Consider the following 13,516-nt stretch of genomic DNA (forward strand, 5'->3'; position numbering starts at 1 on the left):
TGAAAGGCGTTCTGTTCACGCGCGTTGCATCTTCTTTTTTACCATTACGTATTGCCGCTGCAATTTCTTATGCGCCATTCTTTCATTCGTCATAAAATCAGCATGGCATCACCGTAGGAAAACACCCGAAATCCTGATTCTATCGCCTTGGTATACGCTGTCAAAATTCTTTTGCGCCCTGCAAAGGCAGACACGAGCACAAGCAAAGATGATTTCGGCAGGTGGAAATTGGTAATCATATGATCCACCACAGAGAACTTGAAACCAGGTGCAATGAACAGATTCACCCACCCTGCGTATTCTTCCACGCCGCCTGTCGCCAGATAAACGCCTTCCAGCGTCCTGACCACAGTGGTGCCCACAGCAATGACGGGGCGTTTTTCCTCTCTGGCTTTTTGGATTGCGTTGGCCGTTTCTTTTGAAATACGCACATATTCGGCATGCATGCTGTGCTCGCGAATATCCTTGCACCTGATGGGGCTAAAAGTACCGTACCCCACGTACAAAGTGATTTCAGCTATCTCCAGGCCTTTTTGCCGTAATTGTTCCAGGTGCGTGGCGTCAAAATGCAACCCGGCCGTCGGCGCAGCCACGGAGCCTGCTTCCGCATCATTTGCATAAACCGTCTGGTAGCGCCCCATATCTGCGACATCGAGATCGCGTTTGATATACGGGGGCAAGGGGGGCTCACCACAGACTTCCATGCATGTCTCAAGGTCTTCTTTCCATGCGAGAACACCCTCTACACGACCAAAATCTTCTTTTCTGGAAAGGGTGAAGCGCAGTGACTGCGTAAAAATTATTTCATCGCCCGTCTTGAATCGTTTGCTTCCTTTTAAAAGCCCCTGGCAATGGGCAACCCGCCACCCCCTGTGTTCCATTATTTCCAGGAGGGGGAGCGGTGTTAATAACAGAAATTCCGCTTTTTTCCCTGCTTCGGATTGTCCGTGCATGCGGGCCGGCACGACTTTCGAATTATTGACTACGATGAGAGCGTTTTCCGGGAGAAAATCCTGCAAATCCACAAACTGATGCAGGCTGTCTGCGCCGTTTCTGTCCACTACGCAAAGCCGCGAACCTGCGCGATTTTCCGCTGGATGCTGTGCTATTTGCGCTTCTGGAAGTTCGTAATCATAGCCTTCAAGGGACCACTCACTATCTGTATTCATTTTTTTTGTATCCATAGACTCACCACATCTGGCCCCCTTTTTTGAAAAACCAGGCTACTCATTCCTGACAAGGGGTAATTGGAATTTGCGGTTTATATGAAGCTCGGGTAATGGATTCCGAGGTTTGGTCGCAACTTGGAAACGAATACCGCAGTTATGCGATCATCTCGGAATTTTTCGAGTGCGCACAATTCACGCAGAAATTACAATGACGACGCCGACGTCACTACCTTTCAGGAGGATGCCATGCAAGCCCCGGTTTTTCGCATTCTTATTCTGATGCTTTTGCTCTCTACTGTCTCCTGCGCACAGATGCAGACCGGTGGCGCTTCCGACAATGAACCTGGCGCAGTACCCGCCACCACGGCAGAAGAATCTGATTTTTATTATGATTTTGATGACATTCTTGTGCCGAAAGAAATGGAGCTGCAGACCAAGGACTCCTTCATCCTGGAAACACCCAGCATGAAATCCGGCGTTATGGTGTTTGAGGGCAAAGTCGAGGTTGTCTCGCTGACGAACTTTTTCATCAACAATATGATGAAAGATAACTGGCAGATGCGCAGCGCATTCAAGTCCAACAGGACCATTCTTGTTTTCGAGAAGATGAACCGCTACTGCATCATGAACATTACTGACGACAAGTTTACGACCTTACTCGAGATTTGGGTATCTCCCCGCTCTTCCGACGGCGCCCAGGTGATAACCCCGAATTCCACGTATTAAGAGTTTTTTTCGGAGTAACCGCATGGCTTTGCCTGCATTTTTGCGTTTTGAAGGATTCAGGGACAAGCGGCTGCACCTTGGTGTAAGCGGCAGCATTTCTGCTTACAAATCCCTTGATCTATTACGCAAGTTCCTTTCCACCGGCTGTAGCGCCGGTGTTACGCTCACACAGTCCGCAAGGCAATTTGTGACGCCTTTGAGCTTTCAGGCGTTGGGCGCTGACCCGGTACATTGCGATATGTATCCGGTGGAGCCAGGGGCACAGGGCATATACGCCCATCTGCATCCAGGACGCGAAGCCGATGCTCTGGTTGTTGCTCCCGCCACTGCGCAAACACTGGCCAAGGCCGCCCTTGGCATTGCAGACGATATGCTTGGCAGCCAGATGCTTTCTTTTCCCAGGCCAATCGTTTTTGCCCCTGCCATGAACCCAAATTTATGGCACGCGTCAGCCACACAAGCCAATGTCGCCAAGCTCATCGAGCGTGGGCATGTTTTTGTCGGGCCTGAATCTGGCGATGTGGCCTGTGGCGACACGGGCATAGGACGCTTGGCCTCCCTGGAAAGCATTTACCTTGCCGGCTTGCGCTCCCTTTCTCCTCAAAACATGGAGAATTTGCGCGTTTTGCTGACCATAGGCCCAACACGCGAACACTGGGACGCCGTACGGTTCTGGAGCAACCCGTCTTCGGGCACCATGGGCGCGAGTCTGGCTATTGCCGCCTGGCTCCGTGGAGCACGGGTAACCGCTATCTGCGGGCCCGGCGTACCGCAATTGCCTGATGACATTTTACGGCTTGATATTACATCTGCCAACGAATTGTACGAAGCCTGCAATGACACCTGGCCGCAACAGGATGTAGGCTGCTTTACTGCTGCAGTGGCGGATTTCCGACCTTCTGAGTCAAGTGCGCAAAAACGCAAGAAAACCGCAATAAAGGGTGATCTTTCCATTCCCTTTTCAGCCAATTTCGATGTGCTTGCAGCCATGTCTGCATCTAAAAAGGATAAACAGAAGATCATTGGTTTTGCAGCGGAAACGAGTGATCTGGAAATCCACGCGCGGGACAAGCTAGAACGCAAAGGGCTCGATATGATCGTGGCCAACCGCATTGACGAGCCTGGCGCCGGGTTCACAACCAGCACAAACAAGGTTCTGGTTCTTGACCGGTTGGGGCGCATCGAGCAATGGCCCTTGATGCCTAAACCTGAAATCGCCTGGAGAGTCTGGGATTGGCTATTGCTCGCATTTTCATGAACGAATCCTTGCGCCCCTGGCATGCTAGCGGGTTGTACTACGTTATCAATGAAGGGGAGGGAGCTGTTCCTGAAAAACCTGACTCTGCGTCTGAAACCGCTGCTCCGGCTGCTGCAAACGTGGATGCAATTGCATCACAGGAACCTCCTGCTGCAAAAACCGCACAACCTACGACTGCCAACGTGCCACATTCTTCTTCCCCCTCCACAGGGTGGCTGCAACTTGAAAATGGCCCGCAAAAGCATTGCCATGTCATCTGGACGTATTGGGAATTGGGTGGCGATATGCTGGGTACCCCCAGTGCTGCGCGCAGAGCCTTTCTGCAACAGCTTATTCAGCTAATGCGGCTACCCCGCGGCAGCATAGGCTTCTGGCCTGTATGCGTACCGGAAGGCGAACAGCTTGTACCCGACGTATCTCGCTTTTGGCAGGGCGTTACACGTCATGGCGCTCTTCACGTTTGCAGTTTTGGTGAACAGGCGACAGCTTTGCTGCAAAGTGAGGCTGCGAAAAAAGCACAGCCGGGCAACATCACGCTGCATGCTTTTCCAGCAGTTACCGAAATGGCTGCGCAAAACGCTGTGGCCTTTGTTCCGACATTGCTTTCTCTCATGCAGGCACATGCCATCCAGCTCCCTTGACCTGAATAGCATGCACAGATAATTGACGAGATTACGAAACACGCTACTGCACATAAAGGACGAAACATGAAACGATTTTTGGTTACTGGCGCTGCCGGCTTCATTGGTTTTCACCTTTGTCGCCGACTTCAGGCAGAAGGGCACCACGTAGTGGGGCTCGATAACCTGAACTCCTATTACAGCGTGCAAATAAAGAAAGATCGACTTTCGATACTGCAACAGGGTTCCAATTTTGAATTCATGCAGATTGATATGCATGACGCCCCTGCCGTGAAAAAACTTTTTGCTGATAACAAGTTCACGCATGTTGTTAATCTGGCAGCTCAGGCTGGTGTCCGTTATAGCCTGGAGAATCCTCAGGCTTACATCGATACAAATATCGATGGATATTTCAACATATTGGACAATTCCCGACTGAACGATGTCGAGCATTTCGTTTTTGCATCATCCAGTTCCGTGTACGGATTGAACACACAAATGCCTTTTAGTGTTCACGATAACGTTGATCACCCCATCAGCATTTACGCAGCCACAAAGAAGTCCAATGAATTGATTGCACATTCTTATGCGCACCTGTTCCGGATGCCATGTACTGGACTTCGTTTTTTCACGGTATACGGCCCTTGGGGACGACCGGACATGGCTTTGTACCTGTTCACATCCGCCATTTTGGAAAACCGCCCCATCAAGGTATTCAATAATGGCGATATGCGACGCGATTTTACCTACATTGACGATATAGTAGAAGGGTTGTACCGTGTTTGTATGCGTCCTCCTTCTCCGAATCCGGAGTGGGATCCCAAGAAGCCTGATCCGAGTTCCAGCCCTGCTCCCTATCGCATTTATAACATTGGGAACAACAATTCAGTAGAACTGGGCTACTTCATTGAAGTTCTGGAAAAAATTCTTGGGAAAGAGGCTGTAAAGGAATATTTGCCCTTGCAACCTGGTGATGTACCTGAGACGTATGCAGACATCGATGATTTGACTCGCGACTTTGATTTCAAGCCGCAGACACCTATAGAGTACGGTCTTGAACAATTTGTTGCCTGGTATAACGAGTACTTTCGTACGAAATGAAAAATCTATTGACACGATTCCACAGATTGCACTAGCAACTATATAAATTGAAACCAGACAATTATTCGTTGCACTCAAAGGGTCGTTTTCCATGGAGATGAAGAAGCTTAAACAAGAGATGGATGCTTTATTCACCACTATCCAGGAGCAAACGCAGCTTGGAGAGTTACCGGCTGCTGCTGATGTTGCTCATTTTGAACGCCTGGCAAGACGCATGATGACCATGGCTGAAGAGGATTGGGTGGATGAGTGTGAGGACTTTGTGCATATTGTAGATCAATTGCATAAAAGTGTTAAACAAGGACTCACTGCAGACGCTATCTTGTTAGTTGAGTCCATCCACGACGCCAAAACTTTTTGTCACCGCACCTATGGTCCTGACGGCCTTGAGTGATGTTTCACGTGAAACAGGGCTGTTTGTATCATACTATCTGAAAAGGGAAGCTTAGTGGCTCGATCCATTGTTATTGCCAATCAAAAGGGCGGCGTCGGCAAAACGACTACGGCTGTCAACCTTGCTGCGTCCCTTGCTGTTATGGAAAAGAGCGTACTTCTCGTTGATTGCGATCCTCAAGCCAATGCCACCAGTGGTATTGGTATGGATCATGACGAGCTGTCTCACACACTGTACAGTTCTTTTTTCTCTCCTGATGAGGCAATCAATGCCATTTATGCTACGCCTTCTTCCTATGTAGACATACTCCCAGGTTCTCAAGACCTTGTTGGAGCAGAAGTAGAGCTCGTGGATAAGATGGCCAGAGAATATTATCTGGCTGATCTTTTAAAGCCATTCCAGTCCCAGTACGACTACATCATTCTCGATTGTCCTCCCTCTTTGGGTCTGCTGACACTTAACGCGCTCTGCGCGGCTACAGAACTGCTTATCCCTCTCCAGTGCGAGTATTTCGCCCTGGAGGGCATTGTAAAGCTCTTGCAGACCTATGAGCAGGTCAAGAAGCGCCTTAACCCCAGATTGAAGCTTACAGGGGTACTCTTGACCATGTACGACGTACGTAATCGCCTTTCCCGGCAGGTTAAGAACGAAGTGCGCAAGTGCTTCCCGGATAAAATTTTCGAAACGATTATTCCACGAAACGTGCGTCTTTCTGAAGCGCCCAGTTTCGGGAAATCTATCATCAAGTACGACATCAAATCCAAGGGCGCTGAGGCCTATCTGGCTCTTGCCAAAGAAGTCGTATTGCGCAAGCCTTCCAAATCCGCATAGAATTAAAGCTGGATAGTAAAGAAAAAGCCCCCTGTTTGCACGCAAGCAGGGGGCTTATTGTTATTTATGAAGTGTACTCTTAACGATCTTCACATGCCGTACATACACATTGAATTTCATCCTTGAAATGGCGTTTGGTCACAAGGCCATGACACTCCTGACATTCAAACCGGGCCAATCCGCCAATATTGCACGCCATCAAACGAAATTTTCGGGGTGAATCTGCTTCCCAGTCATTAGTGCAGCTTTGACAATTTTCACAGAATACTTCCTTGTTGATTGGGTATTTGAAATCCCAAAACGCCTTCAACGATTCCCAATCTTCCATAGGTTCAGGAAGAACCTTCAATGCAGCAGGTTTAGCCTGCTCAAAAAAATGAGCAACTTTGTGTTTTGTCTTTTCCCACACATCAGGGGCAATCATGACCCCTAAAAAATTTCCTTTATTATCATAGAGGTGTGTTACACCGTCCCAAGACTTTGACATTTAGGCCTCCTTTTAACTATCAATACCTTCAACTAATGACGCTACTTTCCACTGTCAATCAGTGACACCGCCCAATGTAAGGAGCAATAAGCATGGCTGCAATGCAAAGGGGCCTGGGCAAGGGCCTGGACGCTCTTCTTAAAAGTAATGCCGAACCGCGCTCTGAAGGTGATATCAAACAGCTTGATCTCAGCTCGATAATACCAAACCAATTCCAGCCGCGTCGCAATTTCCCTGCGGAAAGCCTTGAAGAACTCGCACAATCAATAAAAAATCGCGGTGTCTTGCAACCGATTCTTGTTCGTAAAGTTAATGGCGATGAAGAGCAATATGAACTTATTGCTGGAGAACGTCGCTTACGTGCATCCAAGGTTGCCGGCCTTAAAGTTATCCCGGCCATGGTGCGGGAAATGAGTGATGATGACAGCCTGGTCCTGGCCATGATCGAAAACCTCCAGCGTGAAGACTTGAATCCTCTTGACGAGGCGCTGGGCTTTGCAAATCTTCAGAAACAACTTTCTTGCAGCCAGGATGAAATTGCCAAAGCGGTAGGGAAAAGCCGTTCAGCAGTCACAAATTCATTGCGTCTGTTGCAATTACCTGAGTTCCTACAAAATGATGTAAAAGAGGGCGTTTTATCAGCTGGTCACGCGCGCGCAATGCTCGGTATACAGGACCCAGGTTTGCAAAAGGAATTACGTGACAGGATAGTCGAGCAACAACTCTCTGTTCGCTCTGTGGAAGAATTGGCAGCTCATATTCGCACCCACGGAACCTTGCCTGAAGATGGTGCGTTGGAACCGGCAATTGCTCCCTCTGAAAGCAAACCCCAGAGTTCCAGAACAACAGACCCTTCCTTCAAAAATTTGCAAAAAAAACTCAGTACCGATCTTTCAGTTAAGGTTAAAATGTCCGGATCTCCTGATAAGGGCAAAATGACCATATCTTTTTCTTCTGAAGATGAGCTTGAGCGTATTCTCAACTTATTACAGGCTTAATTGTTACAAGCAATTTTAACTATGAACAGCACCCCCTCTATATCCAAAGATTCTTTGTTCACTGCACTGCGCTCCCTTAAGCATGCCAAGGTGCTTATTGTGGGTGACTTGATGTTGGACAGATATATTTTCGGCAATGTCGATCGTATTTCTCCAGAAGCTCCTGTTCCAGTATTGAGTACAACACGCGAAAACCTGCATCTGGGGGGAGCTGGTAACGTAGCCAAAAATATTCAAGCGCTTGGCGGAGCACCGAAACTCGTGTGCACCTGCGGTACAGATGAAGAGTCCACCTTGTTACGCCAAACTTTGAAAATGAACAGTCTTGAAGCGAATCTCATTAAGGATAGCTCCCGTCCAACAACCGTCAAAACCCGTGTTATTGCCCATACCCAGCAAATTGTACGAATTGATAGGGAATCCTCGGATCCCAACGCGCCAGAGATTACCGATCAGATTATTACTGCAATCAAAGACCAACTGTCTGAGATCAGCGTCATTATTATTTCTGATTATGGGAAAGGCGTTGTCACAAAAGATTTGATGTTACAACTTGCTGCTATCACCAGTGAAAGTGGTAAAAACATAAAGATTTTGATCGATCCTAAACCAATTAATTTTGATTTATATAGGTCACCTTTTTTAATGACCCCCAATACAAAGGAAGCTGCTGCCTGTGCCGGGCATCATGGAATTAAAGAAACCAACGACATTATAGATACCGGAAATACAATCAAAGAGCGTCTCGGAGTAAGTAACTTACTGATTACATTAGGGTCACAGGGCATGGCTGTTTTTACTGAAAACGACACTATCTGGCATGTTCCGGCAATGTCACAAGAAGTATTTGATGTTACGGGCGCAGGTGATACGGTTATTGCCATGATGGGTCTTTCCATTGCTTCTGGTAACTCTGTTCTCATTAGTAGTTTGCTTGCGAATTACGCAGCTGGTATAGTGGTAGGAGAAGTGGGGGCAGCATCTGCATCACTACAGCAAATATCAGAAGTAATTGAACGGTGGCCATTACCAGAAGTAAAAGCCTGGAATAGTGAACGCATATGATTTCTTCGTTATCTTTTGATGATACGACTCTACGCCTACAAAAACTCATTGAGGCAAACCAGGCCCTCGCGCAGGTGGAATCGCTGAGTGAATTGTTGCCCAGATTACTTCACTTGGCGCAAGAAGTTACCCATGCCGAAGCTTCTTCCATACTGCTTTACAAGGAAGAGACCAATACACTTGAGTTTGCCCTCGCTTATAACGAGCAGGAAGGCACTGCAGAATCCATTATTAATAAGAAAATAGAATTAAAACTAGGCGAGGGAATCGCCGGTCATGTTGCTGCCACACGAAGCTCAATAATAGTTGAAAATGTCCACCAGGATGAGCGCTTTAATAAGAATATTGATAAAATTTCAGGTTTTGTCACCAAATCAATTCTATGCGTCCCCGTGATATATAATGCTGAATTGCTGGGTGTTGTCCAAGTATTAAATGCCAAGGATAAAGATAATTTCGACAACCAGGATTTATTAATCCTTGAGAGTTTTTCACATCTGGGTGCTGTAGCTCTGGTCCGCTCAAAATTACTTGATGCGATGCTTAAGCAGGAAAGATTCCAGGCACAATTGGACGCCGCTGCACGTATTCAACGTAATTTTCTCCCTCGGACCCCAAAAATTGATGACAACCATGTACTGTACGCACAGACCAAGCCTGCTATTTTTGTGGGTGGTGATTTTTATGATGTCATAAGTAGTAAAGAAAGCTTATTGATTATTGTGGCAGATGTTTCCGGAAAAGGTCTTCCTGCAGCTTTAATCGGCGCCAGTTTGTGGACGACATTCAGGAGTCTTTCTACAGAACATGAACATCCTGCCAATTTGATTAAAGCCTTAAATGAAGAAATGTTTGACATAATGGCGCAGCAATTATTCGCTACACTTGTGTGTTGCAGATATTGGCCAGAAAACGGGAGGGCTTTAATTTCCTTAGCAGGGCACTTGCCCCCGTTAATAGTCGCTACAGATGGAATTACAGAAATTTCTGGGTTGCAGGGCCCGCCTGTAGGAATAGATGAAAATAGCATTTTTACTGAGCAGGAAATACACCTTAAAGAAAATACCTCTCTACTATTTATGACTGATGGTATTTCAGAAGCCAGGAATGGTCGTGGTGATTTTTTCGGTGATGAGAACATTATTTCCACACTTTCTTCTTTACCAGAAGGGGTAAAGGGTCCCGCCATGATAAATAAGGTTGAACAATGGCGTGGGAATGTGGACGCTAATGATGATCTGACCCTTGTTGAGATATGGCGGAAATAATTTTATGTTTCACGTGAAACATTGCTTTTAGGGGAATCAATTATGTCAGAAAAAAATGATTTGTGGGCAATTAAAGTAGATAAAAATGGTATCGTCAAAATGACTGGTGAAATTGACTATACTGTTACTCCTAAAATTAGGACTGGTCTCCTTAATTATATAGAAAAAACATCAGGACCAGTAAAGCTTGATTTGGGAAATTTAAACTACTTGGATAGTTCTGGTCTCGCAGTTTTTATTGAAGCAAGACGACATTTGGTAGAGCAGGGCAGAAGCCTTGAAATTGTAGACATTACACCTGAAGTAAAAAAGATTTTTCAACTTACTCAGGTGGATAAATTATTCAATATATGAATATTAAAAGGCACCATCTTGTCTGGAGATGGTGCCTTTAATACTGTGAAAATTGTACTATATAAATTTAAATTGATAGTTCTCTGAATAGTATCCCCTCGGCCGCCACATCTATCTCGTCATTCTTTCGACTTATAAAAAACATTCACGTCTTTAAACCACTCAGCGACAATACTAAGGTGGACATGTCTGGATGCTATGCCGCCTTCCTGGGGCAATCCAGATGATATAGCCCTTTGCAAAAAAATTCTAAAAATCTCCATCATATCTCTTCGGTTAAGGATCTTATGCAGACGTAGTTGATGTATAAATCAATCCACCAGGTAAAGCCCACCGTTATTCGCTGACGATTTACGAATTCAGATATATATTCGTATTCAAATTTCAGTAAACGCCACATCCATTCGTTCTAGGCTTAGTTTAATAAACGTCTGGACCCTCCATGAAGATACGAGCACCTGCGTCTCTAAGGGTCTTCGTGCATTTGCAGTTCGTAAAGTACTAGCTTTGATCCTTGATGAAGAACTCCGTAGGACGTAACAGTTGTGGTTCATTCTAGAAATGCGGCGTAAACATCAGTTTCTATAGTGTTCGTTATGTAGCTTTCCCGTAAGACAGGGCCAGCAAAAACTGGAGATTTCTGGCAAAAGGATCCCATGGAGGAAGCAATGCGGAAATCTCGATTCACTGAAAGCCAGATCCTCAAGATTCTCAAGGAAGTCGAAGGCGGTCGCAAGGTTGCTGATGTCTGCCGCGAATACGGCGTGAGCCAAGCGACCTACTACAGCTGGAAGTCCAAGTACGGAGGCATGGACGCCTCGGATATCCGGCGCCTCAAGGAGCTCGAAGAGGAGAACCGCAAGCTCAAGCGCATGTTCGCGAACTTAAGCCTGGAAAACGAGGCGCTCAAGGACGTTATCGCAAAAAAGCTTTAAGGCCGGCTGAGAAGCGCGATCTGATCGATCATATGCGCCATGAACACGGTGTGAGTATCAGGCAGTCATGCGCCGCAGTGCGTCTGAGTCGGACCGTCTACGGCTATCAGCCTACGCCGCGGGATGACTCGCCCGTGATCGAAGCACTGCTCAAGCTGGCCGAACGCTATCCGCGCTACGGCTTCGGCAAGCTCTTCGCTGTCGTTCGCCGGCACGGCTATCGCTGGAACCACAAACGGGTCTACCGCGTATACTGCCTGTTGAAGCTGAATCTGCGCCGAAAGGGCAAGAAGCGGTTGCCTTCAAGGAATCCGCAACCGTTGGCCGTGCCACCCGAGGCGAATGTGTGCTGGTCGCTGGACTTCATGCACGACGCCTTCATGAGCGGGCAGCGATTCCGGACCTTCAACGTGCTGGACGACTTCAGCCGGGAGTGCCTGGCCATCGAGGTGGATACAAAACTGCCGGCGGCGCGGGTGACGCGAGTGCTCGACCGCATTGTTGCCTGGCGTGGGCTTCCCGAACGGATTCAAATGGATAACGGACCGGAACTGGTCTCGGTGACCATGGCCGATTGGGCGGAAATCCATGGCGTGGACCTGGAGTTCATACAGCCGGGCAAGCCGACGCAGAATTCGAACGTCGAAAGGTTCAACAAGACGTACTGGAATGAAGTGCTTATTTTTTATCTTTTTCACACTCTGACCACGGAGAACTGGATCAAGGAGTACAACGAGGAACGGCCCCACGAATCACTTGGCGACCTGACGCCAGCCGAGTACCTCGAAGCCCATTCACCCCAGGAAATCTCTACTTTTGGCTGGCACTAACTTGGGAAGGCTACAAGGGGATATGTAAAAAAACTGGAGTGCAGGGCTGCTAAGAAAGGTGGTAATCAAAATACTAAATCACGCGTGTAAAATGGCTGTAAAAATCTAAAAATCTTGTGATTAGGACAGACACATAAACATGTCAGAATAGAAACCATAATTAGAAGCGTTTCACGTGAAACTACAACATTATGTTGCAAAGCATACTGAATTGCGACCGTTTTGTTTCGCATGATAGAGATATTGATCTGAAATATTGATCATATCTGCAAGTGAGTTGCCCAGGGAAGAGGTAACCCCGATGGAAACAGTAAATTTAATTTCTTTGTTATCGACAAAAACGCTCATTGATGAAGCCGTAAGACGAATATTTTCAAAAAAATCAACAACACCATTATCTGGTAGCTTGTCGAGCAAAATACAAAATTCTTCACCACCGAAACGAGCAACAATCCCTTTATTACCGCATTTATTCTTCAGCATTTGAGCGAATTGTTTGATGACCATATCGCCAGCCAGGTGCCCATAAATATCGTTCACATTCTTGAAATGATCTATGTCGGTCATGGCAACAATCAAGGGTCTATCGTCCCTTTTGTGCTTGCTATACAATTTATCAGCATGCTCAAAAAAGTATTTTCGATTGAATATCTTGGTTAAAAAGTCACGGTTGGCTGCGTCCTTGATAAGATACACCATGTCGATCATATCAAGGTTCATATTAATCCTGCATAAAAATTCTTCGCGGCTGGCGGTCTTGCTTATGAAATCATTGGCACCGGCTTTAAGAAACTTTGGTGCAATGCCGTCTGTATCATCAGTAGAAAAAACAATTATTGCCAGGTTATCTTCTGAAAAGTCATTGCGTATGTTTTGCACCAATTCATGCCCGTTCATACGCGGCATATGGTAGTCAGTTAATACCAAGCGTATATCCTTATTCTCTTCAAGAATTGATAACGCTTCAATGCCATCCTCAGCCAAAAAAACATTCAATTTTTGATTCTCCAAAACACGTGAATAATGGCGTCGGTATTGGCGCGAATCATCCACAATCAGAACCTTTGTATGATAATTGCTGTGAATACGCCTAATCAACTTCAATAACTGGGGCATATCCTTGGGATGTGATTTAACGACATAGTCGACGATGTCTTTACTCATCATCAATTTTCTCGTCTGCTCGTCAAAAGTACCGGTAACAATAACAGATGGGATGTTATGGCTGAGTATGAAGTCAACAATTTCACCATTAGGAGCATCAGGTAGATGCAAATCTAATAAAGAAATAAAATAGGCATCCGGGTGAGCGGTAATAAGCTCTTTTGCCTCGAGCATAGAGCCAGCCACATCGCAAGGAAAATCAAGATCCGTTGTGATCCAACGTTGTAAACCCTTTGAAATAACTTTGCTATCTTCGACAATTAAAATCTTATTCATGGTAAAATCAACTAGGAAAAATGTTTAAGAGTACATATGG

At 46.4% G+C, this 13,516-nt stretch carries 14 protein-coding genes; 11 read left to right on the forward strand and 3 right to left on the reverse strand.

What is annotated here, in order from left to right; genetic code table 11:
- Positions 1–89 precede the first annotated feature (89 nt).
- Positions 90–1,169 carry a tRNA preQ1(34) S-adenosylmethionine ribosyltransferase-isomerase QueA gene (gene queA / locus ACZ5EH_RS05915; protein ID WP_464277204.1) on the reverse strand — a complete coding sequence of 360 codons (1,080 nt, stop codon included), beginning with the start codon at positions 1,167–1,169 and terminating at the stop codon, positions 90–92.
- A gap of 246 nt (positions 1,170–1,415) precedes the next feature.
- On the opposite strand from queA, the gene ACZ5EH_RS05920 reads away from it, so the two are divergent.
- From ACZ5EH_RS05920 to ACZ5EH_RS05945, 6 genes are all read left to right on the forward strand, one after another.
- Positions 1,416–1,895: a hypothetical protein gene (locus tag ACZ5EH_RS05920; protein ID WP_464277205.1), complete on the forward strand. Its 480-nt coding sequence runs from the start codon at positions 1,416–1,418 to the stop codon at positions 1,893–1,895.
- 22 nt (positions 1,896–1,917) lie between these two features.
- Positions 1,918–3,153 carry a bifunctional phosphopantothenoylcysteine decarboxylase/phosphopantothenate--cysteine ligase CoaBC gene (gene coaBC / locus ACZ5EH_RS05925; RefSeq protein WP_464277206.1) on the forward strand — a complete coding sequence of 412 codons (1,236 nt, stop codon included), beginning with the start codon at positions 1,918–1,920 and terminating at the stop codon, positions 3,151–3,153.
- Positions 3,129–3,794, forward strand: coding sequence for a hypothetical protein (locus ACZ5EH_RS05930; RefSeq protein WP_464277207.1), 666 nt, complete (start codon positions 3,129–3,131; stop codon positions 3,792–3,794). The genes coaBC and ACZ5EH_RS05930 overlap by 25 nt, the downstream gene beginning before the upstream one ends.
- A gap of 66 nt (positions 3,795–3,860) precedes the next feature.
- Positions 3,861–4,874: an NAD-dependent epimerase gene (locus ACZ5EH_RS05935; protein ID WP_464277208.1), complete on the forward strand. Its 1,014-nt coding sequence runs from the start codon at positions 3,861–3,863 to the stop codon at positions 4,872–4,874.
- Positions 4,875–4,965: 91 nt separating this feature from the next.
- Positions 4,966–5,268 carry a GAK system XXXCH domain-containing protein gene (locus tag ACZ5EH_RS05940; protein WP_464277209.1) on the forward strand — a complete coding sequence of 101 codons (303 nt, stop codon included), beginning with the start codon at positions 4,966–4,968 and terminating at the stop codon, positions 5,266–5,268.
- Between the two features lie 54 nt (positions 5,269–5,322).
- Positions 5,323–6,099, forward strand: coding sequence for a ParA family protein (locus ACZ5EH_RS05945; RefSeq protein ID WP_464277210.1), 777 nt, complete (start codon positions 5,323–5,325; stop codon positions 6,097–6,099).
- A gap of 79 nt (positions 6,100–6,178) precedes the next feature.
- On the opposite strand, the gene ACZ5EH_RS05950 is transcribed toward ACZ5EH_RS05945, so the two are convergent.
- Complete coding sequence (locus tag ACZ5EH_RS05950; protein ID WP_464277211.1) at positions 6,179–6,586, reverse strand: hypothetical protein; 408 nt, start codon at positions 6,584–6,586, stop codon at positions 6,179–6,181.
- A 92-nt stretch (positions 6,587–6,678) separates the two neighbouring features.
- On the opposite strand from ACZ5EH_RS05950, the gene ACZ5EH_RS05955 reads away from it, so the two are divergent.
- From ACZ5EH_RS05955 to ACZ5EH_RS05975, 5 genes are all read left to right on the forward strand, one after another.
- Entirely contained in the window at positions 6,679–7,584 is a 906-nt protein-coding gene (locus tag ACZ5EH_RS05955) for a ParB/RepB/Spo0J family partition protein (RefSeq protein WP_464277212.1), read from the forward strand.
- A gap of 21 nt (positions 7,585–7,605) precedes the next feature.
- Positions 7,606–8,649: a D-glycero-beta-D-manno-heptose-7-phosphate kinase gene (gene rfaE1, locus ACZ5EH_RS05960; protein ID WP_464277213.1), complete on the forward strand. Its 1,044-nt coding sequence runs from the start codon at positions 7,606–7,608 to the stop codon at positions 8,647–8,649.
- On the forward strand, positions 8,646–9,917 hold the full coding sequence (locus ACZ5EH_RS05965) for a PP2C family protein-serine/threonine phosphatase (protein WP_464277214.1): 1,272 nt from the start codon (positions 8,646–8,648) through the stop codon (positions 9,915–9,917). The genes rfaE1 and ACZ5EH_RS05965 overlap by 4 nt, the downstream gene beginning before the upstream one ends.
- Positions 9,918–9,959: 42 nt before the next feature.
- Positions 9,960–10,271, forward strand: coding sequence for an STAS domain-containing protein (locus tag ACZ5EH_RS05970; RefSeq protein WP_464277215.1), 312 nt, complete (start codon positions 9,960–9,962; stop codon positions 10,269–10,271).
- A 668-nt stretch (positions 10,272–10,939) separates the two neighbouring features.
- Positions 10,940–12,036 (forward strand): IS3 family transposase gene (locus ACZ5EH_RS05975; RefSeq protein ID WP_464277216.1). Its coding sequence is split into 2 segments (ribosomal slippage): positions 10,940–11,192 and positions 11,192–12,036, totalling 1,098 coding nucleotides; the frame shifts between segments, so codons are not numbered across the junction.
- Positions 12,037–12,225: 189 nt separating this feature from the next.
- Here ACZ5EH_RS05975 and ACZ5EH_RS05980 read toward each other — a convergent pair.
- Positions 12,226–13,476 (reverse strand): GGDEF domain-containing response regulator, encoded by a 1,251-nt coding sequence (locus ACZ5EH_RS05980; protein WP_464277217.1) that lies wholly within the window; start codon positions 13,474–13,476, stop codon positions 12,226–12,228.
- Between the last annotated feature and the right edge of the window lie 40 nt (positions 13,477–13,516).

The sequence above is a fragment of the Desulfovibrio biadhensis genome (genome assembly GCF_055388615.1).